The sequence below is a fragment of the Winogradskyella wichelsiae genome, assembly GCF_013403925.1.
GTDB lineage: Bacteria > Bacteroidota > Bacteroidia > Flavobacteriales > Flavobacteriaceae > Winogradskyella > Winogradskyella wichelsiae.
Genome location: NZ_JABFDJ010000008.1, coordinates 1 through 26,870, shown reverse-complemented (window position 1 = coordinate 26,870; position 26,870 = coordinate 1). Strand labels below are relative to the sequence as shown.

Below are 26,870 nucleotides of genomic sequence, written 5' to 3'. Positions count from 1 at the left end.
TAAATAAATTTAAAGTAAGTTAAGCTGATATTTAACATAGCTTCTAGTGAGTAATTCTACTTTTCTATAATTAGGAACCCTAATTCTAGTTGATTTTATTTGTAAAGCAGGAGTTTTTTTAAGTTTCTCTAATAATTTACTATAATAGCGGTATGCCATAAATACACCAAATTTAGCTTCTAAAGGTAAGTGTTTTATACCTTCTAATCCTTTAGCAAAATCTTCCTCAATTTCATTAATAATAGCTTTCTTAGAAGCTTCATCGAGTTGCGTTAAATCGGTATTTGGAAAATAAGTTCTACTTAAATCTTCAAAGTCAGCTTTTAAATCACGCAAGAAATTCACTTTCTGAAAAGCAGACCCTAAGCTCATTGCAGAATCCTTTAATTCATCAAATTGAGCATGGTTTCCTTTTACAAAAACTTTAAGGCACATTAGACCAACAACATCTGCAGAACCGTAGATGTATTTTTTATATTCTTCATCCGTTAAATAGTCCTTTTTATGTAAATCTAAACGCATACTATTCATAAACGCATCAACAAAATGTTTATCAATTCCGTAGTTATGATAGGTTTCTTGAAAGGAATTTAAAATAGGGTTTAAGCTAATTCTATTTTCTAGGGCAGCTTCTAAATCGTTTTCAAACATAGTAAAGAGCTTTTCTTTATCATAATCATGAAAAGAGTCGACTATCTCATCAGCAAAACGTACAAAGCCATAAATGTTATATATATCTTGTCTGATGCTTTCCGATAACATTTTAGTAGCCATAGAAAAAGAAGTACTATAAGCGTTGGTAACTGCCTTACTACATTCTTTAGAAACTCTGTCAAAAATTAATTTCATAGGTGTAATTTTTTCTTAGTTGTTAAACTTCATTTTTTTGAATCAGTTCAGCAACAAGCTTTCCTGAAATTAAAGCGGGTGGTACTCCTGGTCCAGGCACAGTAAGTTGTCCTGTAAAATAGAGACTGTCTACTTTTTTACTTTTTAATTTTGGCCTTAAAAAAGCGGTTTGCATTAATGTGTTGGCCATTCCGTAAGCATTTCCTTTATAAGAATTGTAATCATCTATAAAATCATTAACACAGTAAGATTCTTTAAAAAGTATGTGTTTATTTAAATTTTGTCCTGTTTTTTTTTCAAATCGATCAATAATCAATTTAAAATATTTTTCACGTAATTCAGTTGTATCTTCTAGTCCTGGTGCAATTGGAATAAGAAAAAATCCTGTTTCGCAACCTTCAGGTGCCATACTTTTATCGGTAATAGAAGGAAAGTTAACATAAAATAATGGATTTTTAGGCCATTTTGGATCATCATAAATCTCTTCTGCATGATTTTCGAAATCAGTATCAAAAAATAAATTATGATGCTCTACATTTTCTAATTTCTTATTAATACCTACGTAAAAGAGTAGAGAAGAAGGTGCAAAGGTGCGACTATCCCAATATGCATCACTGTATTGTCTGTAGTTTTTATCTAAAAGTGTTTCTGAATGGTGATAGTCTGCTCCACTTAAAATCACATCACAAGTTATTGTTTTTCCATTAACAATAATACTCTTTGCTTTTTTATTTTCTACACTAATTTTTTCAACATTACTATTAGTGTGAATGGTGACTCCTAAACTTTCAGCTAAACTTTTCATTGCTTTCACAATTTCGTACATACCACCTTTAGGGTGCCAAGTTCCTAAGCCAAAATCAGCAAAATTCATAAAACTATAAAATGAGGGCGTTTGATTAGGTTTTGCTCCTAAGAACAATACAGGGAATTCTAATGTTGAAATTAATTTAGGATTCTTAAAATTTTTACGAACTTCAGAACTGATGGTTTTATAAAATTGATCTAAGCGAGTAACTGTATCTGTAGTCACAAGTTCTAAGGGTGATAGACCTGGTTTTAATACAATTTTGTTTATGGCAATATTATAGTTGTCTTGAGCTTTAGTTATAAAGTTTCGCAAGGGAACTGAACTTCCTTTTTCTATACGTTCAAATTCTTTACAGATTTGATCCATATGATCCCCGATAGTAATAACATCATCAGAAAAGAAAATCTTATACGCAGGACTTAATTTATCGAGATGATAATAATCGCTTGTTTTTTTACCAAAATCGTTAAAAAATTTATCGAATATATCAGGCATCCAATACCAACTTGGACCAATATCAAAAGTGAAACCGTCTTTTGTTATTTGTCTTGCTCTACCGCCAACTGAATCATTCTTTTCGTATATAGAAACGTTGTATCCGGCTTTTGCTAAATAGCAAGAAGCAGATAGTGCTGAAAAACCAGAACCTATTATGGAAATTGTTTTACTCATTTTATAGTGCGTCGGTTAGAGATTTAATCGTTTTATATGTAATTACATTGTTTGGTAATTCTTCTGTATCTAAATCATTAACTCTATTACCTAAAATCCAGAAATTTGAAGTTGAATCCTTTAGTAAGAGTTCGTTAAATTGATCAATGTAAGTTAATAAATTTTCTTTTTCTGGCTTTATAGTGAAATAGGATATGAATGTAATATCGTCATAATAATTTTTAAGCTCTATTAAACTCTCTAAAGGAACGCTCTGCCCTAGAAATATAGATCTGTGTCCATTACTTATTACTTCGTGATTAATAAAAGTTAAACCAAGGTCGTGTATTTCGTTGTCGGGTAAATAAAGTACAAAAGTCTTAACGGGATGATGTGATTGTTTAGATTGTACTTTTTCTGTATTTATTAAAATTTTCTGACGAATTAATATGGATATAAAATGCTCGTGAGCTGGCGTTATAGTATCTGTCTGCCACAGTAGCCCAATTTCTGTAAGTAATGGTATAAAGATGTTATAAAAAATATTCTCAAAAGACTTTTCTGTTAGTAGCGTTTCGTATGTTTTATAAAATAATGCTTGATCAAAATTAATCATAGCTAATTTAAATGCATTTATAGCATGGCTGTCTAAATTAGTTTTGGTGGCAAGTTCTCTAACTAATTGGGGTATTTCTTGAGGTTCAATGGTCGCTATTTTAGATATTTTATAGCCATTGCTATTAAGGTACTTTACATTAAGTAATTTTTGAAAACTAGCCAAGTCATAATACCTAATATTGGTTTCTGTACGTTTAGGCTCAAGTAGATTATATCTTTTTTCCCATATTCTAATAGTGTGAGCTTTAATACCTGTAAGATTTTCAAGATCCTTTATGCTGAATCTGTTCTTAATGTTGTTCATTTTTTTTGTAAAATAGTTAAACAAAAGTAGTCTTTATACTGATAAGAAGGCTATAATTAACAAAAAATATAGAAAAAATTGTAAGAAAAAGAAAACGAATTTAGGATCAACTTATAAAAACTAAGAAAGAAGGTGGAGTGAAGTAAGAAAGAAGAGGGTCTGATAAAGTAAGAAATAAGAGTGTGATAAAGTAAATTGTGCGCACGAGAAGATTCGAACTTCCACGGACTAATGTCCACCAACCCCTCAAGCTGGCGCGTCTACCAATTCCGCCACGTGCGCAAAATAAATATGAAGTAAATATATAAAAAAAGTTAAGCATTAATGCTTAACTTTTTTCTGTGACCAGTCTGGGGCTCGAACCCAGGACCCTCTCCTTAAAAGGGAGATGCTCTGCCAACTGAGCTAACTGGTCGTTATGTTTTTATAACGGGGTGCAAATATAACACCTTTATCTAAATACAAAGAATAGAATCTATAAAAATTTAATTTTTTTTAAATGTCTATTTTTTTGTTGGCAATTTATTCATAAAAAAAGCTAAGCATCACGCTTAACAATTTTAGTGACCAGTCTGGGGCTCGAACCCAGGACCCTCTCCTTAAAAGGGAGATGCTCTGCCAACTGAGCTAACTGGTCTTTTCGTTTTTTCTAACGAGGGTGCAAATATATAATGTTTATTGAAGTTAACAACACTTTTTTTAATTTTTTTTCGTTTTTTTGTTGTGTTAAAAGCTATCAGTTTAATAATCAATTTATAAGCATTATGATTATCGTTTTATTAGGTTATATGGGATCAGGAAAATCTACTCTTGGTAAAGAATTGGCTACGGCCTTAAAATACAGTTTTTTAGATCTAGATGATTATATTTCGGATAAAGAAACAGCTTCAGTAGGAGAAATATTTAAAACCAAAGGGGAGATTTATTTTAGGAAAAAAGAAACAGCGTATTTAAAAGATATTATTGGCACTTCTGAAAATATCGTTTTAGCTTTAGGTGGGGGCACGCCTTGTTACAGCAATAATATGGAGTTGTTAATAAATAACTCGAAAGTAGTAAGTTTTTATTTGAAACTTTCTATTCCTCTTTTAGTAGATCGCTTATTTACAGAAAAAGAAAAACGCCCTTTAATTAGTCACATGGCTTCAAAAGAAGATTTAACAGAGTTTATTGGTAAACATTTGTTTGAGCGTTCTCAATACTACAGCCTGGCTCATCATGTCATTAATACAGATCATAAACTACAAAGTGAAATTTTAGAAGAATTACAATCGCAATTAATCTAAATAAGCCTCATAAGGTTGTTTTGATAAGTTAACATGCACATGCTCGTATAAGGATGTAGAAAGTGAAATTCCTTTAAAATCGGCTTTTACAGGATATTTCTTGTGATTACGATTCACTAATACTGCAGTTTTAAACTGTTTTAAAGGAACATCTAAAAAGTGTTTAATACCATATATTAATGTGCTTCCTGAGTTTAAGACATCATCTACAAGAACTAAAGATTTATTTGTATAATCTTCTGCAGGTATAGAGGTTTTTATAGGTGCTGTAGGTTCTGGTTTATTGATATTTACCTTACATAAGGTAGATTCTATATTAGATATCTTATCTAAATTCGCTTTTATTTTTTTAGCTAGTAAATAACCATTACTGTCAATACCCGCAATAATTAGTTCTGTTTCATCAACATTGCTCTCGTAAATTTGATAAGCTATACGTTTTATTTTATGCTCAATCTCTTTGTGACTTAGAATCGTATTTTTTGTAAGTGCCATTAACTCTTTTTTTCAAAGATAAAAAAGAGTTCTGTACCTTGCCTTTCTTTTATAGAATTAATTGCAGGTTCTAATATTTTAATTTTAAAAACTTGTTTAAATAATAATTGATATTCTATTAAGGAACCTCCAAAAGGCGGGCCATCTGTAGTTAATTCAAAATTAAAGAATAAGCCAACAAGTTTACCATTAGATCTTAATAATTGGTCCATTTGTTTAGCATATTTATGTCTAAATTTTGGTTGTAATGCACAAAAAAATGTTTGTTCTAGTATCAGATCAAACCGATCATTTAACTTAAAAAAATCTGAGTTTATAAGTTGATCTTTAGGGAAGTCAGGAACACGGTTTGTAAAATTTTTTAAAGCTTGTTCTACAAAATCTAAAATATAAATGTTTTTAAAACCGTTATTCCATAAATATTCTGCTTCATAACTGTTTCCTGCACCTGGTATTAAAACTTTTAAATTCTTATTTTTTATTTGATCAATATACAATCTTAGAGGCGTAGAGATATATCCAATATCCCAACCTGTTTTGTGTTTTATATAGAGATCTGCCCAGTAATTATTATTCAAAGTATCCATATTTAAAGCATATTATTTAAAATAAGCCACTTAGTCTTTTAGAGAGAAACTATTTAATATTACTCTTCGTCATCATCACGAAAGTCATCAATATCTCGTCTGTCCTTCTTTGTTGGTCGTCCTGCTCCTTTTTTTCTATAATAATCTTTACTGTACTTTAAAAGTTCTTGAGCCTCAAAAGCAGATTTAGGAGTGGTATCAACACGGTACAAATCAACAAGTTTTGCACCAACTCGATTAGGAGGTAAATCATTAACTGTGAGTTGATAAAGAACTTGATCTTTTCTAAGTTCAATTTTATCAGTTGGAAAAACCTCTCTAGAAGGTTTTACTGCAGCACCGTTGACTTTTACTTGTCCTTTTTTACAGGCTTTAGTGGCAATACTTCTTGTTTTGTAATAGCGTACACACCATAAATATTTATCAATTCGCATATCTATTTTAATAAAAACTACGTTAATCTATTAGTGCAAAAATATTATATTATTGTATCTTGCGCGTTAAAATTAAGGAATAATGAACATCCTGTATAAACAGCAGTAGTTTAAAATCAGGTAATATAAACTTATATGAAAATTAAAACTTTAAAATTTGGTCTTTTATTAATGGCTTTAATAACAATTGTTATTTCTTGTAAGAGTGATGATGATGGAGATGATGATGGATCTTTTATTGAGGAAGATAGGACTGAACAACAAGAAAAAGATAATGATTCTATAGTAACATATTTGGTATCTCACTATTATAATTCTAGCTTTTTTGAAACAGGATCTGATTATAAATACACAGATATTATAATAGAAGAATTAGCAGATGGAGAAACTGTACCAGAAGGTTCTACATTATTGATGGATGCAGTAGAAACGTTAACTACTACATATTTAGAGGCTAATTACACTTACTATGTATTAAACTTGTATCAAGGAGACGGTGGCTCTCCTTACTTCACAGATGCTATAAGTGTCAGATATGAGGGGACTTCAATAAATGATGCTTTAGGAGGTGAAGAAGATGATTTTGATTCAAGTGTAATTCCAGCATTTTTTGATTTACAATTTGATGGTACTTCAGGTGGTGTTATTAAAGCTTGGCAACTTATAATGCCAACGTTTAATGCTTCCTTAGGCTTTAGCGTTGATGAAAACGGGAATGTTAATCATGTTAATCCTGGTTTAGGAGTCATGTTTGTACCTTCAGGGTTAGCTTATTTTTCAGGAATAAATACAGGATCGTCTTATGATAACTTAATGTTTAAGTTTGAATTAGTACAGTTTGGTATTAGAGATCATGATAACGATGGTGTACCTTCGTATATAGAAGATTTAGATAATGATTTAGAAGTAACTAATGATGATACAGATGAAGATTTAGCACCAAACTTTGTTGATGCAGATGATGACGGCGATGGTGTTTTAACGATTAATGAATTACTACCAACTACGTATACTGTAGATACTAATGTTGGAGAGGTAGAGCCAACGCTTGCATCTAACGAATTTGAAAGATCAAGGGTAACAACTAATGGTGTTATAACGATTAATACGGTAACTTTAATCGATACTAATGATAATGGAACTCCAGATTATTTAGATGCAGATATTACTATAAATTATAATGAATAAATTTTCATTAAATAAGTAGCGATAAAAAAGCCACTCAATTTGAGTGGCTTTTTTTGTTTAAAAATCTTTCTTACTTCTTAAAGAGCTAGTGACAGACTTAAAATTAATTGATCTGGCCTAGTGTCAATTCTATTTAGAAAATTAGTTGTTTCTAAGTTATTATTAATAAAGGTAGCTTCGTTATGATTAAAACCTCTTTCATATCTTAGATCTATTCCGATGTTATTGAAACTAAGTGCAAATCCAAAATTTAATCCTACAGAGAAATCTTCTTCAAAATCATCAACAGAAATACCTTCAAAATCGGTATCTAAAATGTATTGAAATGAAGGTCCTGCAAAAACACTAAGTGGGCCTATTATTTGAACACCGATTAAAACAGGTAAATCAATTTTTTTCATAGAAAACTCATCGCTGTTGTAATCACTCTTAGTAGCAGTATACATCAGCTCAGGCTTTAAATAAAGCTGATTTCCTATTTTTCCGAAAACACCAATATGATAACCGATATTGCGATCAGATTTTCTAGCTTGGCTGGCAGATTCAAAATAGTCACCGTTAGCGCTATAATTTAAACCTCCTTTAATTCCGAAAGAATTTCCATTCTGTGCTGTTGCTGTAAATCCAACAAGAGCAAAAAATGCACTGGCAACAATTGATTTTTTTAAATTATTCATAATGTTCGTTTTTTTTAAGATTAAAATACTTACTTTCAAAAACGGTGCCAGAAGAAAATTATTTCCTTTTCAATACTTTTTTAACCGCATTCTGAATTGCTTCACTATTTAATCCGTATTTCTCCATTAATTGAGCAGGAGTACCAGATTCTCCAAAAGTATCTTTTGTAGCAACAAACTCTTGAGGCGTTGGGTTGTGTTCAGCTAAAACTCTAGCAACACTTTCTCCAAGACCACCCATGTAATTATGCTCTTCAGCAGTTACAATACATCCTGTTTTAGCAACAGAGTCTAAAATTGCTTTATCATCTAAAGGTTTAATAGTGTGAATATTGATAACTTCAGCAGAAATACCAGCTTCATTTAATGCTTTTGATGCTTCTAAGGCTTCCCAAACTAAATGACCAGTAGCAACAATAGTTACATCTGTACCTTCTGTGAATTTTACAGCTTTCCCAATTTCGAACTTCTGATCAGCAGGAGTAAAAACAGGGACAGCAGGACGACCAAATCTTAAATAAACAGGGCCATCATAGTCTGCAATAGCTAAAGTAGCTGCTTTTGTTTGGTTGTAATCACAAGGATTAATAACGACCATTCCTGGCAACATTTTCATTAATCCGATATCTTCTAAAATTTGATGCGTTGCTCCATCTTCACCTAAAGTGATTCCGGCATGCGATGCACAAACTTTTACGTTTTTACCAGAGTAAGCGATAGATTGACGTATTTGGTCATAAACTCTTCCTGTAGAGAAGTTAGCAAAAGTTCCTGTAAAAGGAATTTTTCCACCAATTGTTAAACCTGCAGCAATCCCCATCATATTAGCTTCTGCGATTCCGATTTGGAAAAAACGCTCAGGATTCTCTTTAATGAATTCGTCCATTTTTAAGGATCCAATTAAATCAGCACAAAGTGCAACTACATTAGGATTTGTTCTTCCTAATTCAGCTAAACCTGCTCCAAATCCGCTTCTAGTATCTTTTTTTTCTGTGTATGTATATGTTTTCATATGTAGTGTTTTTACTGTCGCATGCTATATACTAGTAATTATTTTCTTGTTAAATAATTACTTTAGCATGCTCGGGTCATAATAATGCCTACCTAAGTAGGTATATATGTTTAATTAGACTTTATTTAGTAATCTCCTAATGTTTCAGGATTTTGAGCTAAACCTTTTTCAAGTTGCTCATCGTTTGGCGCTTTACCATGCCATGCGTGTGTATGCATCATAAAGTCAATACCATTACCCATTACAGTGTGTAACAATACACAAACTGGTTTTCCTTTTCCTGTTAACGATTTAGCTTCTTTCATTCCTTTAATGACAGCTTCAACATTATTACCTTCTTCAATATCTAAAACAGTCCATCCAAAAGCTTCAAATTTAGCTCTAATGCTTCCCATAGGTAACACATCGTCAGTAGAACCATCAATTTGTTGCTTATTTAAATCAACTGTAGAAATAAGATTATCTACTTTTTTAGCTGAAGCATACATAATCGCTTCCCAATTTTGACCTTCTTGTAATTCACCATCTCCATGAAGGCTATATACTAAATGATCGTCATTGTTTAGTTTTTTTGCTTGAGCTGCTCCAATGGCAACAGACATTCCTTGACCTAAAGAACCAGATGCAATTCGGATACCTGGTAAACCTTCGTGTGTTGTTGGGTGACCTTGTAAACGCGAATTGATAAGTCTAAAAGTGTTAAGCTCTTCTATAGGGAAATAACCAGCTCTTGCTAAAACACTGTAATATACAGGAGAGATGTGTCCGTTGGATAGAAAAAATAAATCTTCCCCAATACCGTCCATATCAAAACCTTCTTTGGTTTCTAATAACTCGTTGTATAGTGAAACAAAAAATTCGGCACAACCTAATGATCCACCTGGATGACCTGAGTTGACCTTGTGCACCATTCGTATGATATCTCTACGAACTTGTGTTGTTAAATCGTTTAATTCTTTAATGTTTGGCATGTTATGTTGCTTAAGTTTTGTGATGCAAAAATAACTTTTTAAAGGGACTTTATCAAAGATTGAATCTAGGCACTTATTAACGAATTAAAAGATTTGCTAACAATATTTACATATTTCAGTTTTAAAGGAGTCAATACTTTAATAAAAAATAGAAAAGCTGTAGCTAAATAATGATAAGGATATTTTTTAAAACTAATTTAAGAAGGAATCTTGCAGAGTTATTTATATTTGCCGTCTGACTTTACAATACATGAAATTTCAAAGAGTAGCACAAGATAAACAATCTAAGGCAAGAGCCGGATCAATAACAACAGACCACGGTACAATAGAAACCCCTATTTTTATGCCTGTTGGTACGGTTGGTTCTGTAAAAGGAGTGCATCAACGCGAATTAAAAAATGATATTAATCCAGATATTATACTTGGAAATACTTATCATTTATATTTAAGACCACAAACTCCAATCTTAGAACAAGCTGGAGGGTTGCATAAATTTATGAATTGGGATCGTAATATTTTAACCGATTCTGGTGGTTACCAAGTGTATTCTTTGTCTTCTAACCGAAAAATCAAGGAAGAAGGTGTGAAGTTTAAATCACATATTGACGGAAGTTACCACGTGTTTACCCCCGAGAATGTAATGGAGGTACAACGTAAAATTGGGGCTGATATCATTATGGCTTTTGATGAGTGTACACCATACCCTTGTGATTACAATTACGCAAAGCGTTCAATGAAAATGACGCATCGTTGGTTAGAGCGTTGTCTAACTCACCTAAAAAAGACGCCATTATCTTACGATTACGATCAAACGTTTTTTCCTATTGTTCAAGGAAGTTGCTATAAAGATTTAAGAGAACAATCTGCTGAGTATATTGCTAATGCAGGTGCAGCAGGAAATGCTATTGGAGGACTTTCTGTTGGTGAGCCAGCAGAAGAAATGTATGCTATGACTGATGTGGTTTGTAGTATATTGCCAGAAGATAAACCTCGTTATTTAATGGGCGTTGGTACACCAATAAATATATTAGAAAATATTGCATTAGGTGTAGATATGTTTGATTGTGTGATGCCTACGCGTAACGCTAGAAACGGAATGTTATTTACAGCTTATGGATCTATAAATATAAAGAACCTAAAATGGGCTGATGATTTTTCGCCAATTGATGAAATGGGCATAACATTTGTAGATACTGAATATAGTAAAGCTTATTTAAGACATTTATTTACAGTAAATGAATTATTAGGAAAGCAAATAGCAACAATTCATAATCTTGGTTTTTATCTTTGGTTAACAAGAGAAGCTAGAAAACATATTATTGCAGGAGATTTTAGAGCATGGAAGGACAAGATGGTAAAACAAATGGATAATAGGTTGTAAAACCTTCACAGATATTAAATATAATAGCAACTTAATAACGCAACTCTAAATTGAAAATACTTGATTGGTATATAATTAAACGGTATTTATTTACATTTCTAATGATGTTATTACTGTTCGTTCCTATAGGAATAACAGTAGATTTAGCAGAGAAAGTAGGTAAGATGTTAGAGAATAATGTTCCTTTCGGTGAAATAGCATTTTACTATTTAAATTTCACGGTTTATTTTGCAACCTTGTTATTTCCATTATTTTTATTTTTATCTGTTATTTGGTTTACTTCAAAACTAGCCAACAACACCGAAATTGTAGCTTTTTTAAGTTCAGGCGTGTCTTTCTCAAGGTTTCTAAGACCATATATGATAGGAGCCACAATTGTAGCCATGTTTGCTATGTTCTTAGGGATGTATTTAGCCCCAATTGCGAGTCAGGGATTTAATGAGTTTAAATTTAAGTATTTAAAAAAGAATAAATCCGTTCAGCAAACGCGAGATGTTTATCAGCAAATTAATGATAATGATTATATCTATGTAAGTAATTTTATACCTAAAAATAAGTCGGGTATTAATTTTACCTATGAGCACTTTGAAGGCAATGAGTTGAAATATAAAATTTTTGCAGATAGAATCCGCTATATCGAAAAAGACACGGCTTATAAGCTTACAACATACTTAAAACGTTCTTTTACTGATGGTATTGAAACCGTAGAGAAGGAGAAACAGAAATTAGTAAAATTTCCGTTTGAGCTCGAAGATTTAACGCCAGTTGAGTATGCTGCCGAAACAAAATCATATGGAGAGCTTCTTAAATTTATTGCAGCAGAAAAGCGACGAGGTTCACCTAATATTGGACGTTATCAGGTTGTTAAATTAAAAAAATGGAGTTTACCTGTTTCTATTTTTATCCTTACTATTATCGCGGTAGCAGTATCTTCTGTGAAGCGACGTGGAGGTATGGGGGTTAATCTAGCCTTTGGTATTGCTATTGTAATGATCTATGTGTTCTTTGATAAGGTATTTGGTGTCATGGCAGAGCAATCTAATTTCGATCCTATAATTGCGGTATGGTTTCCTAATCTAGTATTTGGTATTTTAGCCATATATATGCTTCAAAATGCCAAACGCTAAAATAAAACACTATTTACACTTACATCTTCTTGTTTTAATAGCAGGATTTACAGCTATTCTTGGCGAATTGATCACAATTGGTGCCATAGAACTCGTATGGTTTAGAATGGTTATGGCTGGAATCTTAATGTTTGTTTACCTTAAAATTAGACGCTTCAATATTAAAATTTCCAGAAATACGTTTTTGCAATTTTCTGCAGCAGGAATCATTATAGCCTTGCATTGGATAACCTTTTTTGAAGCCATTAATCAGGCCAATGTATCTATTGCTTTAGCTATGTTTTCTTCAGGTGCTTTTTTTGCCTCCTTTATTGAGCCTATTTTTTTTAAACGTCGCATATTAGGGTACGAGATTATTTTTGGAGTCATAGTAATTCTAGGGGTTTTCTTAATTACGAGTGGGGAGATGGAATATATTAATGGTATTATATTAGGATTATTTTCTGCGCTGCTTTCAACTTTATTTGCGGTTATAAACGGTCGTTTTATAGAAAAACATAGCGCTACCGTAATTTCATTCTACGAATTTTTTAGTGGAGTTCTTTTTTTAACGGTATTTATTCTTTTATCAGGTAAAACATTTAGCACAGAGTTCTTTACACTTTCTAATTCAGATTGGGTTTACTTATTTATTTTAGCTTCAATCTGTACAGCTTATGCTTTCATAGGTTCTGTAGAAGTGATGCGTTTTATAAGTCCTTTTACGGTTATTTTAAGTTATAATCTAGAACCTGTTTATGGAATTGCCATTGCGTTATTCCTATTTCCGGATACCGAAAAAATGTCACCACAATTTTATTTAGGTGCTATACTTGTTTTGGTTACGGTTTTATTTGATGCCATTTTTAAGAACTATAAAAGACGAACACGTAAAACAGATAGTATTCCCGATTAAAGTTTTTATATTTGCACTCTTAAAATACTAACTAAAGACAAAAACTAACTTCAAATTGTATGGAATACTTAGAGTTTGAATTACCCATAAAAGAATTAGAGGAGCAGCTAGATAAATGTGAGATTATAGGTAAAGAAAGTGAGGTAGATGTTACTGAGACCTGTAAGCAGATTGAAATAAAACTAGCCGAAACTAAAAAAGATATTTATAAAAACTTATCTGCTTGGCAACGTGTTCAATTATCACGTCATCCTAATAGACCATATACTTTAGATCATATTAAAGCCCTTTGTGGTGATACTTGGTTAGAGCTACATGGAGATAGAAATGTAAAGGATGACAAGGCTATGATTGGTGGTTTAGGTAAGATCGGAGATCAATCTTATATGTTTATCGGTCAACAAAAAGGGTTTAATACTAAAACAAGACAATATCGTAATTTCGGAATGTCTAATCCAGAAGGTTACCGTAAGGCATTACGTCTTATGAAATCTGCAGAGAAATTTGGTATTCCAGTTGTTACTTTAATAGATACACCAGGTGCATACCCAGGTTTAGAAGCAGAAGAACGTGGCCAAGGTGAAGCTATTGCTAGAAACATCTTAGAAATGGCGCGTCTTAAAGTCCCAATTATCACTATAATTATTGGAGAAGGAGCTTCAGGTGGTGCATTAGGTATTGGAGTAGGTGACCGTGTAATGATGTTGGAGAATACTTGGTATTCTGTAATATCACCAGAATCTTGTTCTTCAATTCTATGGAGAAGCTGGGAATATAAAGAACAAGCGGCAGAAGCTTTAAAGTTAACCGCTAAAGATATGAAGCGCATGAAACTTGTAGATTCTATTATAAAAGAACCTTTAGGTGGTGCACATACCGATAGAGCAAAGACATTTACTTCTGTAAAAAATGCTATTGTTAAGTCTTATGAAGAGTTGAAGCAATTATCAGCAACAGATTTAGTAAGTCAGCGTATGGCAAAATATGATGAAATGGGTGTCTATAAAGAGTAATCCTATTCGCTTTAAGGAATAAAAAAAAACTGAAGTTTTAAGCTTCGGTTTTTTTTGGCGCTATTAACAATTAATTCGAGTTATTAACAGTTAGATTGTTGACGGTTTGTTGAAATCGAAAAACGATTATTATCATTTGCTCAATACTATTTAACTACTTTTGTTACTTATGAAACAACCCAATCCAGTACAAGGCTATAAAGTTGATAAAAGCACTATTATCAATTTAGAAAAAGGAAAGATACCACCACAAGCAACTGATTTAGAAGAGGTTGTTCTTGGTGCAATGATGATTGATAAAAAGGGTGTAGATGAAGTAATTGATATTTTAAGTCCAGATGCATTTTATAAAGAGGCACACAAACATATTTTCGAAGCTATTTTTAAGTTGTTCGAAAACAGTGAGCCAATTGACTTATTAACCGTTTCTAGTCAATTAAAAAAAGATCAGAAATTAGAAGCTGCAGGTGGTGATTTTTACCTTATTTCTTTAACACAACGTGTCTCTTCTTCTGCACATATTGAATTCCATGCACGTATTATTCTTCAAAAATTTATTCAAAGAAGTTTAATTAAAATTTCAAACGAAATTATAGAAGAAGCTTATGATGAAACTAAAGATGTTTTCGACCTTTTAGATACAGCTGAAGCTAAATTATACGAAGTCACCCAAGGTAATGTTAAGAAATCAACAGAATCTGCTCAGAGTTTGGTAATTCAAGCCAAAAAGAAAATCGAGGAGATGTCTAATAAGGAAGGAATGAGTGGTATTCCTACCGGTTTTAATAAACTAGATGAATTAACTTCAGGATGGCAACCCAGTGATTTAATTATTGTAGCTGCACGTCCTGGTATGGGAAAAACAGCAATTACACTTACCATGGCAAGAAACATGGCTGTAGACAGTAATATTCCCGTAGCTTTCTTTTCTCTGGAGATGTCTTCAGTACAGTTAATTACACGTCTTATTTCGAGTGAAACAACCTTGTCTTCAGAAAAACTAAGAACAGGTAAACTTGAAAAACACGAGTGGGAGCAATTAAATGTTAAGGTAAAAGCCTTAGAAAATGCACCTTTATTTATTGATGATACACCATCGCTTTCAATTTTCGATTTAAGAGCAAAGGCACGTCGTTTGGCTTCGCAATACGGTATTAAAATGATCATGATTGATTATTTGCAGTTAATGACTGCTGGAGGGAGTCAGAAAGGAGGAAATCGTGAACAAGAAATATCGATGATTTCTCGTAACCTTAAAGCTTTAGCAAAAGAATTAAGTGTACCAGTAATTGCATTATCTCAATTATCGCGTGCTGTAGAAACACGTGGAGGAAGTAAACGTCCATTACTATCCGATTTACGTGAATCTGGTGCAATTGAGCAAGATGCCGATATTGTATCATTTATTTACAGACCAGAATATTATAAAATTGATGAATGGGATGATGAAGAACGCTCACCAACCGCAGGTCAAGGTGAATTTATCGTCGCAAAACATAGAAATGGTGGTTTAGAAAATATTAGACTGAAGTTTGTTGGTCACTTAGGTAAGTTTGAGAATCTAGATGATTTTGATACACCTTTTGGAGAATTTCATTCTAAAATGAATGAAACACCAAGTGATAATGCGTTTACACCAGATAAGTTTCCTTCTGCATCTGATGCCTTTGGCGGACCCGATGATGATGGAGTTCCTTTTTAAGAACATTTTATAGAAATCAAAACTGTATTTAACTTATCTTTGAATTTTGTAGTTAAAACCAAATTTGCAACATGTTAGAAGAAAGACGTACAACAAATATTTTGTTGTTAATCATTACGGTTCCTTTAGTATTTTATTTACTTAAGATCTTGTCTTTTATATTTATACCATTGTTTTTTTCAATGTTTATCGCCCTATTGTTTTTACCATTAATGAGATGGCTAGGACGTAGAAATGTGCCAAGAGTAGTGAGTATTATTATTGTACTGCTATTAGTAGCACTTGGTCTTAAATTAGGTATAGAATTAGTTCAGCTATCTAGTAAGCAAATATTAGCCAATAATACAGAGTTTTTGATGAAAGCCGAAGTTAAAATGGCTGATCTTAAAGTTTATTTATTAGATAATTTTGGCATTGTTGTAGAACAAGAACATGGTCTTTTAGGGCAGTTTTTTCAGAAAGAAAATTTAGGATCTACACTTGGATTTTTAAACGCGTTTTTAACGGGCTTGTTAATGACGGTTTTCTTTGTAGTGCTTTGGTTAGCAGAATCTATTAATATGCATAAGTTACTTAACAATACGCTTCTAAAAAGAAAACATACTTCTGTGAAAACCTTTATGAAGATTGAAAAAGATCTTATTAAATTTATAAAAGTAAAAGTCTTAGTAAGTGCATTAACAGGGGTTTTCACAGGTTTAATGTGTGTGTTTTTCGATGTAAGCTTTCCTATCTTTTGGGGATTATTTGCCTTTGCCATTAATTTTGTACAAATGGTAGGTTCTTTTATTTCGGTAATTATGCTATCTATTTTTGCTTTTGTAGAGCTAGACCCAACAAGTACTTTATTCTTTTTTATACTTGCCATCTCTTTAGTTCAAGTCACTTTTGGTGCAATATTAGAACCTGTTTTCATGGGGAAATCATTTTCTATTAATATTATAGCCGTTTTAGTTATGTTGATGTTTTGGGGATTTCTTTGGGGAATTCCTGGCTTAATAATGGCAATTCCTATAACTGTTTTTATAAAAATTATTTTAGAACAGTTTGAAGGAACTAAAGTTATTGCTAGTTTACTTTCGGGTAAACAAAGTACAATCAATTAGAATTGTAATAGCTTCATTAAAAATTTTTAATACAGTGATTTAAGCTTTAACTATCATACTTCCTGTCTGTTTTGATATTAAAAGAATGGTAAATTCAGATGGTCTAGACTAAAAATTAATTATCTTTAGTTCTTAATATATAGACTTGAAAAAAATTATAATACTTTGTTTCGCATTGTTTTTAAGTATGGAGACTTATGCATCTTATATTCTTATTCCTATGGATGCAGAAACTCAAGAGAATCACTTAAAAGCATATGGTATAACTTACTGGACATTAGATCGAGAGTTAAAAGTAAAATGGTTATTAAATTATAGAGGCGGCTCTTTTTTATTGCCAGATGCAGAAATTATTCAACGAGAATGTCAGATAAGGGGAGTTTCTTTTGAAGTTATATCAGATTCAAAAGCAGCACAAATTTTAGAAGAAATTGCCAGTCCTGCCGTAAATCAAGATGCAATTGTTTTAGAAAAAGCACCAAAAATAGCAGTTTATACGCCAAGCGGAACAAAACCTTGGGATGATGCTGTAACCATGGTTTTGACTTATGCAGAAATTCCTTATGAAACTATTTATGACGAGGAGGTTTTAAATGATGAGCTACTTCTTTATGATTGGTTACATCTGCATCACGAAGATTTTACAGGTCAATTTGGTAAATTTTATAAAAGTTATCGTTCGGCTGCATGGTATATTGAGGATAAGAAAAACGCTGAAGCTTTAGCCGAAAAATTGGGCTATAGTAAAGTATCTGAAGAGAAATCTGCTGTGTCTCTAAAAATTAGAGATTACGTTGTTGGAGGTGGTTTTATGTTTGCTATGTGTTCAGCAACAGATAGTTTTGATATCGCACTCTCTGCAGAAGGCGTTGATATTTGTGAACCCATGTTTGATGGTGACGGAAGTGACCCTGGTTATCAAAATAAAATAGATTTCTCTAAAACTTTTGCTTTTAAAGATTATGTGCTAGAACGTAGTCCTAATGTTTATGAGTTTTCATCTATAGACATGACCACAAAACGCCAAATACCTAAATTGACAGATTATTTTTCTTTAATGGATTATTCTGCGAAATGGGATCCTATTCCAACGATGTTAACTCAAAATCACACAGCATTAGTTAAGGGGTTTATGGGGCAAACAACTTCATTTAATAGAGATCAAATAAAATCTAATGTTTTAGTAATGGGGGAGAACAGAACAAATGGAGAAGCTAAATATATACATGGTATTAAAGGTAAAGGATTTTTTACTTTTTATGGAGGTCACGATCCCGAAGATTATACACACAGAGTAGGAGATCCTAAAACAGAATTAGATTTACATCCTACTTCTCCAGGCTATCGATTAATTTTAAATAATGTATTATTTCCTGCAGCTAAAAAGAAGAAGCAGAAAACCTAATATGAAGTATTTTACACTTACAATCTTCTTATTTTTATTCCAATTATCTTTTTCTCAAAGCAATTCCATCATAGAATTTGGCCAAAAATTAATTGACAATAATAAATTGGATGGAGCACTTACTTATTACGAAACGTATTTAACAAAAAAGGAAAGTAAAACTCAAGAAATTCAATTACTTATTGGTTTAGCTGAAATTTATAAACTAAAACTTAATTATGATAAGGCTAATAATTATTATGCAAAAGCTTTAATAGTAATAAACCATACTCAAAATAAGGATTTAGAGTTTTACTATAATGTTAAAATGGCTGAGTTTTATAGAAAAAGAGCACTTTTTGCTGAAGCCGTTAAACACTTAGAAAATGCAAGTGTATTATTAAGATCTTATGCAATTGATAATAAATATTTAGTAAACTATTACAGTAGAAAAGCAGCTTTATTTACAGAATATTTTTATAATCCAGATTCTACACTTTTTTATGGGAAGAAAGCACTTAAGCTATCAAAACTATTAGATGATAGAAACGGTATTTTTTATTCTACTCTAGAGATTTCTGGTGTTTATGAAGAAAAAAAGAACTTTAAGAAAGCTATCAGTACTTTAGAAGACCTTATTTCTTATGCAGAATGTAATAATCTGGTCCATAATAAAGTAGATGCATATATTAATTTTACACGAATCTTAATAAAGGACAAGCAATATGATAAAGCTTTGGAAGAGGCTTTACATGCTTTAAACTATGCAAAAGATAATGAGCTTTTTTATGGTGAAATTCTGTTTACAGATAATATTAGAAATATTTATGAAAAACTGGGTAATAGAACCAAGGCTTATCAATATTTAAAAATTAGATTAAAGCTCACAGATAAATATTATAAACTAGAGCACAATAAATTCCTTTTTGAACTTGAGGAGAAATATAAACTAGCTGAAAAAGAAAACCAGCTACATATAAATAAATTAGAAATAGCAAACAAGGATAAGGAATTATCTACCAATAAAACACGTTTATATATAAGTGTTAGTTTGTTTTTTAGTGCAAGTATAATTGCTTTATTAACTGCGTTTTTTTTTAAAAGAACTAAAGAAGATAATAGACAACTCAAATTCTTATCACAACAAAATGAATTTTTATTAAGTGAAGCTAATCATCGCATAAATAATAATTTGCAATTAGTCATAATTCTTATTTCAGACCAATTAAAGAAAACACCAGATAGTAAAAACCTTCAGCTTAAAAATATTTTGTCTAAAGTAGAAGCTATTTCAACACTTCATAAACATTTGTATAAAAATAAAGACAAACAAAAAATAAATATTTCAAATTATTTAAAAGATGTTAAAATTAGTTTTTTAGAAGTTTTTAAAGAGCATGATATAAAAATAAATTTTATTGTAGAACCTATTAGTATTTCTACAAATAATGCCATGTATTTTGGGTTATTATTGACTGAATTATTCATTAATTCTATAAAACATGCTTTTGTTTCTAAAGAAAATAGAGAAATTAATTTTAATTTAAAACAACAAGCAAATATGCTCTATTTTAGATATTCAGATAATGGAACGACAGCTATAGGAAAACAATTAAGATTAAAATTAATTGACAAACTGTGCAGACAATTAAAGATTGAATATAAGATTGATACCCAAAATGGTTTCTTATTTTCATTTGAAAAACAAATGAGTAATGAGTAATATTAAAAACATAAAAATTCTTATTGTTGAAGATGAAATTCTAATAGCTGAACATATATTTGAGATTTTGGAAGAAGAATTATTTACTAATCTAAGATTAGTACATGATAAAGAATCTGCTAAAGTTGAAATGTCTCATTTCTTACCAGATATAATTTTAATGGATATTAATTTGGATGGGGAAAATTCAGGAATAGAGCTATCCAAAATAAAAAATGACAATGCCACTTTAATTTTTTTAACAGGACAATATGATGCTTCTTTAATGAATAAAGCCTTGAAAACTAATCCAGAAGCCTATTTAACTAAACCGATTAAACGTTTAGATGTATTAGCATCAATAAATTTAGCATTTATAAAAAAGCAAGCAAGCACACTTCAAATTAAAGATGGTCATGATACAGTTAATTTACAGTTTGATGACATTGTTTACATCGTTGCAGACGGAAATTACATAGATATTCATACAGAAACTAAGAAGTATACTACTAGACAATCATTAAATACATTAGCGGAACAATTATCATCAGATACATTTATAAAAACGCATCGTTCGTATATGGTTAACAGAACTAAAGTAGAACGTATTTCTTCAACATCTGTTTTTATAAATAATTTAGAGATTCCATTATCTAGAACTTATGCTTTTAACTTTAGATAATATTTCTACAGCTAGAATTTTTTTATGCAATTTTTTCAGATCCTTCACCTGTTAATTATAGGATAGAAGAAAGTTTAATTTCGATAACACAACTAATAAATGTTTAAGGGCTGGCAAGCATTTTGATCTTGATCTTATCACTGATAGAGTATATTAACGTAAGGCAATGATAACCTACTTTATAAAAAAAGCACAATAACATTATAAGCTTGAGTAGATCCAGAAACAATTGTTAACTGCAGTGTTATTGTGGGTAATTATTCTTGTTACACAAATTTTGGTACTATTCAAATGTAACGTAGAAGAGCTACTAATTATTATACTTTTTAAATATAGATTAGAGTGAGGGGTTTACTTCCGTTTCTACAGCTTAAAATACAATTACATTAAACAATTAGCAACATATTTGAATGACTTGGTTTAGAACAATAGTAGAGTTTTATTTAAAGAGTTTTTTAGCTTCACCATTGTATAATTTAAGAGCTTTTATAATAGCTCAACAACATTTTTATATATCTAAATTGAATAAACAATCGAGTTTCAATAATTTTGTTAAACTCTTCAAATTTAGAATTTATTATGTCTGATTTAAATGGAAGATTACTCATTAATAAAGTGATTACGAGCATTCGTTTTGTTATAGATTGAAGTAAATATGAAGAATGAATCTATTTATTAAAAATAAGAGTGAATCAAAGTGAAACCTTGAAACAGGCTATAATTTTTTTTTTTATTACAGGGCTATTGTTTTACTATAAAAGTATCTAATAGAGTAACTAAAATAATATAACTAAGTCATTGACATACAAAATAGCGTATTTCAAACCATCATATTTTTAACTAATGAATTAAAATGTAAATTTATTAGCTAATAATTTTTGAAGATAAAACCGGTTATTTTAAATGAATAATTTTTATCTTTAACTACATATTCTAAGTTGTAGAATACAGTAATATTCTATTTTATATGCATGCTATATTATAAATAAGATATAGAAAATTATTGATAATTTAAAATAGAGTTTCATAAAAAATATTTAAAAATGGTGTCTTCAGAATGTGATTTTGAATGTATCGTTAAAAATACTCGAGGTTTGGGGAAATTTCGAAAAGGGTGATTAAGAAGTAGGGTTTTTAATCATTAAATAAAAGGTCGCAATCTATGCGACCTTTTTTTAGTGATATTAAAAAATGAATTCAAAAATGATTATTTTTACATAAGTAGAATCAATTAATTAAAATGAAATTCTTTCAAAAAGAGATAAAATTAAAAGCATTCACTAGAGGGTTTCACATAATTACATCAGAAGTTTTAAAAGTAATACCTGAAATTAATGAGATGCATATTGGTCAACTGCAAGTTTTTATTAAACATACATCTGCCAGTTTAACTATAAATGAAAATGCAGATCCAACAGTAAGATTAGATTTTGAAAGCCATGTAAATAAAATGGTTCCAGAAAACCAATCTTATTACCAACATACTTTTGAAGGGCCAGATGATATGCCAGCACATATTAAGGCATCGTTAATGGGGAGTTCGGTTCTAATACCTATTACAAACGGTAAGCTTAATTTAGGAGTATGGCAAGGTATTTATCTTTGCGAGCATAGAAACAATGCTTCGGGAAGACAATTGGTTTTAACCGTTTTTGGCAATTAATTGTTCTAAAATAACTTCAACTCCAAAATTATTATTAGATAAAGTTTCATAATTAGCGACTACTTTTACGTCAGGGTGTGCATTTTCCATGGCATAGCTATATTTTGAACATTTTAAAAGTTCTAAATCATTATTATAATCACCAAAAGCCATTGTCTCTTCAGGCTTAATATTATAAGTTTTTTGTAATAAGGTTATGGCGTTTCCTTTATTAGTAATAGCTTCAGATATATCTACCCAATGATTCCCAGAAACTACAACACTCAATTCAGGTTTTAAATGTTTTACCAAAGGAAAAATATGTGCTTCAGAATTAATGGTATGATATAAAGCTATTTTAATAACTTTATCCTTGATCTCTTCAAAAGAATCAATAATGATGTAATTCGAATAATATTCAGCAAAAATCTCAACCATATCATCAGAAGCTCTTAAAATATAAGCTTGATTTTGCGTACAGAAAATAGGGTAGGCGTTATCTATTTTAGTTACTAATTCATAGAGTTGTAATAGTAATTTAGAATCTAGAGCATTAGCTAGTAGAACGTTTTCATTTTCAATAATTAAACCTCCGTTTTCAGCAACAATAGTAATATCGGTTTTTATAGATTCTAGCTTTTCAATGATGCTATAGTAAGGTCTTCCACTAGCTGCAACAAAACGTATATTTTGTTGTTGTAATGTCTTAAAGATTTTAAAAAATCGTTCGCTAACCTCGTGATTAGAATTTAATAAAGTGCCATCCATATCTGTGACAACCATTTTAACGTTTTTCATATTATCTTAATTTATAATTTAAATATATTGAAATAAAAAATCCGATTCAAATTAATGAATCGGATTTTATAAGCGAAATGATGTTATTAATTTGGCTAAAAGCCTTACTTAACTTTGTTAATTATAGCTTCAAAAGCTTGTGGGTGATTCATTGCTAAATCAGCAAGAACTTTACGGTTCAAGTCGATATTGTTAGTTTTTAATCTTCCCATAAATTTTGAATAGCTCATTCCATGCTGTCTTGCACCTGCGTTAATACGCATAATCCATAACGAACGGAATGTTCTCTTTTTTACTCTACGGTCTCTGTACGAATATTGCATCGCTTTGTCAACCGCATTTTTAGCTACTGTCCAAACGTTTTTACGTCTTCCAAAGTAACCTTTTGCTTGCTTAAGAACCTTTTTTCTTCTGGCTCTTTTTGCTACTGAATTTACTGATCTTGGCATTTCTTTTAATTTTGTTTTGTAGTAGGCGGTCTATTATGACACTTGCTAAATTGTTTTGCCTAACTCCAGGGTTTATAATTTATTGTAACCGGTTAAAAAATATTACTTTAAACGTAACATTATTTTAACATTCTTCTCGTCAGCCTTATGTACTAATGTATCATGAGTTAACGCAAGCTTACGCTTTTTAGATTTTTTTGTCAAGATATGACTCTTAAAAGCATGCTTTCTTTTAATTTTACCAGTGCCAGTTAGTTTGAAACGTTTCTTAGCACTCGATTTAGTTTTCATTTTAGGCATTTTGTCCTCTTTTTTAATTTCGTTTCGCTTATTATTTTTATACACCCTATGCCAAAGGCAAGAGTATCTTTTCTTTTTAATATCAACTATTTTAATAAAATAGTGACCTATAGCTAAAGCTATTTTTTCTTTGGCGCGATAAACATAATCATTCGCTTACCTTCGAGCTTAGGTAGTTGTTCCACCTTTCCATATTCTTCAAGATCTTGGGCTAATTTTAATAATAAAATTTGTCCTTGCTCTTTAAAAACAATAGATCGTCCTTTAAAGAAAACAAAGGCTTTTAACTTCGCCCCATCTTTTAAGAATTTTTCGGCATGTTTCTTCTTGAACTCATAATCGTGGTCATCTGTTTGAGGACCAAAACGAATTTCTTTAACAACAACTTTAGTTGCTTTAGATTTTAACGTTTTTTCTCGTTTTTTCTGTTCGTAAAGGAATTTTTTATAATCCATAACTTTACAAACAGGAGGAGTCGCATTTGGTGAAATCTCTACGAGATCTAAACCTTGTTCATCGGCAAACGATAATGCCTGTTTAACGGGGTAAACCCCTATTTCAACATTATCTCCGACTAATCTAACTTCCTCAGATCTGATCTTAGAATTTATACGGTGTTTATCCTCTTGAGATACACGTCTTGTAAAATTCTTTCTGTTTCTACGTATTGCTATGGCTTCTGTATTTTAAATTAAACTTATATTACTTAAAAGTTTTTAAACTTTTATTAATGTTATCTTTTATTAATGTTGCAAAGGCTTCTACAGTAATTGTGCCAAGGTCTTCACCTCCTCTTTGGCGCACTGTTATTGTATTATCCTTTTCTTCTTGCTCACCGACAATGATCATATACGGAAACTTTTGTAATTCAGCTTCTCGAATTTTCTTACCTACAGTTTCATTTCTGTTATCTGTGAGGGCGCGAATTTCGTCATTTTCTAGCACATTTAAAACTTTTTCGGCGTATTTCTCAAATTTCTCACTTATTGATATAATAATAACTTGCTCTGGCATCAGCCATAGTGGGAAATCTCCGCCCGTATGTTCTAATAAAATAGCAATAAAACGTTCCATACTTCCAAAAGGAGCACGGTGAATCATTACTGGTCTATGCATTTCATTGTCACTTCCTTTATAAGTCAAATCAAAACGCTCAGGTAAGTTGTAATCAACCTGTATGGTTCCCAATTGCCATTGTCTACCTAAAGCATCTTTTACCATAAAATCTAACTTAGGTCCGTAAAAAGCAGCTTCACCTGTTTCTACAACATAATTTAATTTTTTATCTATGGCAGCATTTAAAATTGCTTTTTCAGCTTTTTCCCAGTTTTCATCACTTCCAATATACTTATCTGGGTTTTCAGGATCTCTTAAAGAAACCTGTGCAGTAAAATCTTCAAATCCTAGAGATCCAAAAACATAAAGAACTAAATCTATAACAGCTTTAAATTCACTATCAAGTTGATCTGGAGTACAGAAAATATGAGCATCATCTTGTGTAAAACCTCTAACTCTTGTTAAACCATGTAATTCACCACTTTGTTCATATCTATAAACCGTACCAAATTCTGCATAACGTTTTGGTAATTCCTTGTAAGAAAAAGGTTTAACGTTGTATATCTCACAGTGATGTGGGCAATTCATTGGTTTTAATAAAAATTCTTCCCCTTCAGAAGGAGTTGTAATAGGCTGAAAACTATCTGCGCCATATTTTGCATAATGCCCAGAAGTTTCATAAAGCTCTTTTTGCCCAATATGTGGTGTAACCACCATTTCGTAACCAGCTTTCTTTTGTGCAGCTTTTAAAAAGTTTTCTAAACGCTCTCTTAAAGCCGCTCCTTTAGGTAACCATAATGGTAAACCTTGACCTACTTTTTTAGAAAAAGCAAAAAGCTCAAGCTCTTTACCTAATTTTCTATGATCCCTTTTCTTAGCTTCTTCTAAAAGAAGAAGGTATTCAGTCAATTCTTTTTGTTTAGGAAACGAAATTCCATAAACCCTTGTTAATTGCTTGTTGTTTTCGTCACCTTTATAATAAGCACCAGCAACACTCAAAATCTTAACAGCTTTTATAATACCTGTATTAGGTATATGTCCACCACGGCATAAGTCCGAAAAAGTAGAATGATCACAGAAACTAATAGTGCCATCTTCTAAGTTTTCAATTAAATCAACCTTGTAGTCGTTCTTACCTTTATAATAAGCCAGAGCATCTGCCTTAGAAACATCACGCATTTTAAAATCGTGCTTACCTCTAGCTATTTCGATCATTTTAGTTTCAATAGCTTTAAAGTCCTTTTCAGATATAGTTCCTTCACCTAAATCAACATCATAATAAAAACCATTATCAATAGCAGGACCAACCCATAGCTTCACGCCAGGATAAAGTTCTTCTAATGCTTGTGCTAAAACATGGGCAGAAGAATGCCAAAATGCTTTTTTACCAGCATCATCCTTAAAAGTATATAAAGTAAGACTACCATCTGTGGTTAATGGAGTGGTGGTTTCAATAACGGTGTCATTGAATTTTGCTGAAATAACATTACGGGCAAATCCTGCACTAATGTCTACAGCCACTTCATAAGGAGTCACATCTTTTTCGAAAGACCTAACGGAACCATCTGGTAGAGTAATTTGTATCATTATATATAGTATAAATTTTAGCCCACAAAGATATACCTATATAAGGAATAGACAAAGTGAAGTTTCTATAAATATATCATAAGTTATTTCTAGGCATTTCGCTTTTGCTATTAAGGAGCAAAAACGTCGCGTCATCCGCTATATCTTTTTTTAGAAGATGCAT

26 protein-coding genes and 3 tRNA genes are annotated in these 26,870 nt (G+C 31.2%); 12 read left to right on the top strand and 17 right to left on the bottom strand.

The window, feature by feature from the left end:
- Positions 1 to 9: 9 nt before the first annotated feature.
- From HM985_RS15125 to HM985_RS15100, 6 genes are all read right to left on the bottom strand, one after another.
- Positions 10 to 849 (bottom strand): phytoene/squalene synthase family protein, encoded by an 840-nt coding sequence (locus HM985_RS15125; RefSeq protein WP_179377056.1) that lies wholly within the window; start codon positions 847 to 849, stop codon positions 10 to 12.
- Between the two features lie 22 nt (positions 850 to 871).
- Positions 872 to 2,332 carry a phytoene desaturase family protein gene (locus HM985_RS15120; RefSeq protein ID WP_179377055.1) on the bottom strand — a complete coding sequence of 487 codons (1,461 nt, stop codon included), beginning with the start codon at positions 2,330 to 2,332 and terminating at the stop codon, positions 872 to 874.
- Position 2,333: 1 nt separating this feature from the next.
- Positions 2,334 to 3,233, bottom strand: a complete 900-nt coding sequence (locus HM985_RS15115) for a MerR family transcriptional regulator (RefSeq protein ID WP_179377054.1) — start codon at positions 3,231 to 3,233, stop codon at positions 2,334 to 2,336.
- A 198-nt stretch (positions 3,234 to 3,431) separates the two neighbouring features.
- Positions 3,432 to 3,515, bottom strand: a tRNA-Leu gene (locus HM985_RS15110).
- A gap of 60 nt (positions 3,516 to 3,575) precedes the next feature.
- Positions 3,576 to 3,648: transfer RNA gene (locus HM985_RS15105), tRNA-Lys, on the bottom strand.
- Between the two features lie 149 nt (positions 3,649 to 3,797).
- Positions 3,798 to 3,870, bottom strand: a tRNA-Lys gene (locus HM985_RS15100).
- 127 nt (positions 3,871 to 3,997) lie between these two features.
- On the opposite strand from HM985_RS15100, the gene HM985_RS15095 reads away from it, so the two are divergent.
- Positions 3,998 to 4,519 (top strand): shikimate kinase, encoded by a 522-nt coding sequence (locus HM985_RS15095; RefSeq protein WP_179377053.1) that lies wholly within the window; start codon positions 3,998 to 4,000, stop codon positions 4,517 to 4,519.
- On the opposite strand, the gene HM985_RS15090 is transcribed toward HM985_RS15095, so the two are convergent.
- The 3 genes from HM985_RS15090 to HM985_RS15080 all read right to left on the bottom strand — a co-directional run bounded on the left by HM985_RS15090 (position 4,511) and on the right by HM985_RS15080 (position 6,035).
- Positions 4,511 to 5,014 (bottom strand): phosphoribosyltransferase family protein, encoded by a 504-nt coding sequence (locus HM985_RS15090; protein WP_179377052.1) that lies wholly within the window; start codon positions 5,012 to 5,014, stop codon positions 4,511 to 4,513. The genes HM985_RS15095 and HM985_RS15090 overlap by 9 nt on opposite strands.
- Positions 5,014 to 5,592: a methyltransferase domain-containing protein gene (locus HM985_RS15085; RefSeq protein WP_394351850.1), complete on the bottom strand. Its 579-nt coding sequence runs from the start codon at positions 5,590 to 5,592 to the stop codon at positions 5,014 to 5,016. Before HM985_RS15085 ends, HM985_RS15090 begins: the two co-directional genes overlap by 1 nt.
- A 68-nt stretch (positions 5,593 to 5,660) precedes the next feature.
- The gene (locus HM985_RS15080; protein ID WP_179377050.1) at positions 5,661 to 6,035 is read right to left on the bottom strand and encodes an RNA-binding S4 domain-containing protein; all 375 of its coding nucleotides are present in this window, start codon (positions 6,033 to 6,035) and stop codon (positions 5,661 to 5,663) included.
- Positions 6,036 to 6,170: 135 nt separating this feature from the next.
- On the opposite strand from HM985_RS15080, the gene HM985_RS15075 reads away from it, so the two are divergent.
- Positions 6,171 to 7,223, top strand: coding sequence for an FKBP-type peptidyl-prolyl cis-trans isomerase (locus HM985_RS15075; protein WP_179377049.1), 1,053 nt, complete (start codon positions 6,171 to 6,173; stop codon positions 7,221 to 7,223).
- 77 nt (positions 7,224 to 7,300) lie between these two features.
- Here HM985_RS15075 and HM985_RS15070 read toward each other — a convergent pair whose 3' ends face one another.
- From HM985_RS15070 to HM985_RS15060, 3 genes are all read right to left on the bottom strand, one after another.
- A complete protein-coding gene (locus HM985_RS15070; RefSeq protein ID WP_179377048.1) occupies positions 7,301 to 7,900 on the bottom strand; it encodes an outer membrane beta-barrel protein in 600 nt (199 codons plus the stop codon).
- A 58-nt stretch (positions 7,901 to 7,958) separates the two neighbouring features.
- Complete coding sequence (locus HM985_RS15065) at positions 7,959 to 8,912, bottom strand: transketolase family protein (RefSeq protein ID WP_179316802.1); 954 nt, start codon at positions 8,910 to 8,912, stop codon at positions 7,959 to 7,961.
- Positions 8,913 to 9,037: 125 nt separating this feature from the next.
- Positions 9,038 to 9,883, bottom strand: a complete 846-nt coding sequence (locus tag HM985_RS15060; RefSeq protein WP_179316800.1) for a transketolase — start codon at positions 9,881 to 9,883, stop codon at positions 9,038 to 9,040.
- A 250-nt stretch (positions 9,884 to 10,133) separates the two neighbouring features.
- On the opposite strand from HM985_RS15060, the gene tgt reads away from it, so the two are divergent.
- From tgt to HM985_RS15010, 10 genes are all read left to right on the top strand, one after another.
- Positions 10,134 to 11,264, top strand: coding sequence for a tRNA guanosine(34) transglycosylase Tgt (tgt, locus tag HM985_RS15055; protein ID WP_179377047.1), 1,131 nt, complete (start codon positions 10,134 to 10,136; stop codon positions 11,262 to 11,264).
- 104 nt (positions 11,265 to 11,368) lie between these two features.
- Positions 11,369 to 12,391, top strand: a complete 1,023-nt coding sequence (locus HM985_RS15050) for an LptF/LptG family permease (RefSeq protein ID WP_246285044.1) — start codon at positions 11,369 to 11,371, stop codon at positions 12,389 to 12,391.
- Complete coding sequence (locus HM985_RS15045; protein ID WP_179377045.1) at positions 12,378 to 13,286, top strand: DMT family transporter; 909 nt, start codon at positions 12,378 to 12,380, stop codon at positions 13,284 to 13,286. Before HM985_RS15050 ends, HM985_RS15045 begins: the two co-directional genes overlap by 14 nt.
- Positions 13,287 to 13,345: 59 nt before the next feature.
- A complete protein-coding gene (locus HM985_RS15040; RefSeq protein ID WP_179377044.1) occupies positions 13,346 to 14,299 on the top strand; it encodes an acetyl-CoA carboxylase carboxyltransferase subunit alpha in 954 nt (317 codons plus the stop codon).
- A gap of 169 nt (positions 14,300 to 14,468) precedes the next feature.
- Positions 14,469 to 16,001, top strand: coding sequence for a replicative DNA helicase (gene dnaB, locus HM985_RS15035; protein ID WP_179377043.1), 1,533 nt, complete (start codon positions 14,469 to 14,471; stop codon positions 15,999 to 16,001).
- A 71-nt stretch (positions 16,002 to 16,072) separates the two neighbouring features.
- Positions 16,073 to 17,107, top strand: coding sequence for an AI-2E family transporter (locus HM985_RS15030; protein ID WP_179377042.1), 1,035 nt, complete (start codon positions 16,073 to 16,075; stop codon positions 17,105 to 17,107).
- Between the two features lie 220 nt (positions 17,108 to 17,327).
- A complete protein-coding gene (locus HM985_RS15025; protein WP_394351851.1) occupies positions 17,328 to 18,512 on the top strand; it encodes an asparagine synthetase B in 1,185 nt (394 codons plus the stop codon).
- Position 18,513: 1 nt separating this feature from the next.
- The gene (locus HM985_RS15020; protein ID WP_179377041.1) at positions 18,514 to 20,214 is read left to right on the top strand and encodes a tetratricopeptide repeat-containing sensor histidine kinase; all 1,701 of its coding nucleotides are present in this window, start codon (positions 18,514 to 18,516) and stop codon (positions 20,212 to 20,214) included.
- Positions 20,207 to 20,875 (top strand): LytR/AlgR family response regulator transcription factor, encoded by a 669-nt coding sequence (locus HM985_RS15015; protein ID WP_179377040.1) that lies wholly within the window; start codon positions 20,207 to 20,209, stop codon positions 20,873 to 20,875. Before HM985_RS15020 ends, HM985_RS15015 begins: the two co-directional genes overlap by 8 nt.
- Before the next feature lie 1,240 nt (positions 20,876 to 22,115).
- Entirely contained in the window at positions 22,116 to 22,538 is a 423-nt protein-coding gene (locus tag HM985_RS15010) for a secondary thiamine-phosphate synthase enzyme YjbQ (protein WP_179377039.1), read from the top strand.
- On the opposite strand, the gene HM985_RS15005 is transcribed toward HM985_RS15010, so the two are convergent.
- The 5 genes from HM985_RS15005 to thrS all read right to left on the bottom strand — a co-directional run bounded on the left by HM985_RS15005 (position 22,518) and on the right by thrS (position 26,707).
- Positions 22,518 to 23,315 carry an HAD family hydrolase gene (locus HM985_RS15005; protein ID WP_179377038.1) on the bottom strand — a complete coding sequence of 266 codons (798 nt, stop codon included), beginning with the start codon at positions 23,313 to 23,315 and terminating at the stop codon, positions 22,518 to 22,520. The two genes, HM985_RS15010 and HM985_RS15005, sit on opposite strands and share 21 nt — an antisense overlap.
- Positions 23,316 to 23,419: 104 nt before the next feature.
- Positions 23,420 to 23,764: a 50S ribosomal protein L20 gene (rplT, locus tag HM985_RS15000; RefSeq protein ID WP_179377037.1), complete on the bottom strand. Its 345-nt coding sequence runs from the start codon at positions 23,762 to 23,764 to the stop codon at positions 23,420 to 23,422.
- A gap of 102 nt (positions 23,765 to 23,866) precedes the next feature.
- On the bottom strand, positions 23,867 to 24,064 hold the full coding sequence (gene rpmI / locus HM985_RS14995) for a 50S ribosomal protein L35 (RefSeq protein WP_179377036.1): 198 nt from the start codon (positions 24,062 to 24,064) through the stop codon (positions 23,867 to 23,869).
- 119 nt (positions 24,065 to 24,183) lie between these two features.
- Entirely contained in the window at positions 24,184 to 24,732 is a 549-nt protein-coding gene (gene infC / locus HM985_RS14990; protein ID WP_179377146.1) for a translation initiation factor IF-3, read from the bottom strand.
- 34 nt (positions 24,733 to 24,766) lie between these two features.
- Positions 24,767 to 26,707 (bottom strand): threonine--tRNA ligase, encoded by a 1,941-nt coding sequence (gene thrS, locus HM985_RS14985; protein ID WP_179377035.1) that lies wholly within the window; start codon positions 26,705 to 26,707, stop codon positions 24,767 to 24,769.
- Positions 26,708 to 26,870: the final 163 nt, after the last annotated feature.

Excerpts from the sequence above, each read along its gene's own strand:
- HM985_RS15125 (WP_179377056.1), bottom strand. The coding sequence starts at position 849 with ATGAAATTAATTTTTGACAGAGTTTCTAAAGAATGTAGTAAGGCAGTT.
- HM985_RS15120 (WP_179377055.1), bottom strand. The coding sequence starts at position 2,332 with ATGAGTAAAACAATTTCCATAATAGGTTCTGGTTTTTCAGCACTATCT.
- HM985_RS15115 (WP_179377054.1), bottom strand. The coding sequence starts at position 3,233 with ATGAACAACATTAAGAACAGATTCAGCATAAAGGATCTTGAAAATCTT.
- HM985_RS15095 (WP_179377053.1), top strand. The coding sequence starts at position 3,998 with ATGATTATCGTTTTATTAGGTTATATGGGATCAGGAAAATCTACTCTT.
- HM985_RS15090 (WP_179377052.1), bottom strand. The coding sequence starts at position 5,014 with ATGGCACTTACAAAAAATACGATTCTAAGTCACAAAGAGATTGAGCAT.
- HM985_RS15080 (WP_179377050.1), bottom strand. The coding sequence starts at position 6,035 with ATGCGAATTGATAAATATTTATGGTGTGTACGCTATTACAAAACAAGA.
- HM985_RS15075 (WP_179377049.1), top strand. The coding sequence starts at position 6,171 with ATGAAAATTAAAACTTTAAAATTTGGTCTTTTATTAATGGCTTTAATA.
- HM985_RS15070 (WP_179377048.1), bottom strand. The coding sequence starts at position 7,900 with ATGAATAATTTAAAAAAATCAATTGTTGCCAGTGCATTTTTTGCTCTT.
- HM985_RS15065 (WP_179316802.1), bottom strand. The coding sequence starts at position 8,912 with ATGAAAACATATACATACACAGAAAAAAAAGATACTAGAAGCGGATTT.
- HM985_RS15060 (WP_179316800.1), bottom strand. The coding sequence starts at position 9,883 with ATGCCAAACATTAAAGAATTAAACGATTTAACAACACAAGTTCGTAGA.
- tgt (WP_179377047.1), top strand. The coding sequence starts at position 10,134 with ATGAAATTTCAAAGAGTAGCACAAGATAAACAATCTAAGGCAAGAGCC.
- HM985_RS15050 (WP_246285044.1), top strand. The coding sequence starts at position 11,369 with ATGTTATTACTGTTCGTTCCTATAGGAATAACAGTAGATTTAGCAGAG.
- HM985_RS15045 (WP_179377045.1), top strand. The coding sequence starts at position 12,378 with ATGCCAAACGCTAAAATAAAACACTATTTACACTTACATCTTCTTGTT.
- HM985_RS15040 (WP_179377044.1), top strand. The coding sequence starts at position 13,346 with ATGGAATACTTAGAGTTTGAATTACCCATAAAAGAATTAGAGGAGCAG.
- dnaB (WP_179377043.1), top strand. The coding sequence starts at position 14,469 with ATGAAACAACCCAATCCAGTACAAGGCTATAAAGTTGATAAAAGCACT.
- HM985_RS15030 (WP_179377042.1), top strand. The coding sequence starts at position 16,073 with ATGTTAGAAGAAAGACGTACAACAAATATTTTGTTGTTAATCATTACG.
- HM985_RS15025 (WP_394351851.1), top strand. The coding sequence starts at position 17,328 with ATGGATGCAGAAACTCAAGAGAATCACTTAAAAGCATATGGTATAACT.
- HM985_RS15020 (WP_179377041.1), top strand. The coding sequence starts at position 18,514 with ATGAAGTATTTTACACTTACAATCTTCTTATTTTTATTCCAATTATCT.
- HM985_RS15015 (WP_179377040.1), top strand. The coding sequence starts at position 20,207 with ATGAGTAATATTAAAAACATAAAAATTCTTATTGTTGAAGATGAAATT.
- HM985_RS15010 (WP_179377039.1), top strand. The coding sequence starts at position 22,116 with ATGAAATTCTTTCAAAAAGAGATAAAATTAAAAGCATTCACTAGAGGG.
- HM985_RS15005 (WP_179377038.1), bottom strand. The coding sequence starts at position 23,315 with ATGAAAAACGTTAAAATGGTTGTCACAGATATGGATGGCACTTTATTA.
- rplT (WP_179377037.1), bottom strand. The coding sequence starts at position 23,764 with ATGCCAAGATCAGTAAATTCAGTAGCAAAAAGAGCCAGAAGAAAAAAG.
- rpmI (WP_179377036.1), bottom strand. The coding sequence starts at position 24,064 with ATGCCTAAAATGAAAACTAAATCGAGTGCTAAGAAACGTTTCAAACTA.
- thrS (WP_179377035.1), bottom strand. The coding sequence starts at position 26,707 with ATGATACAAATTACTCTACCAGATGGTTCCGTTAGGTCTTTCGAAAAA.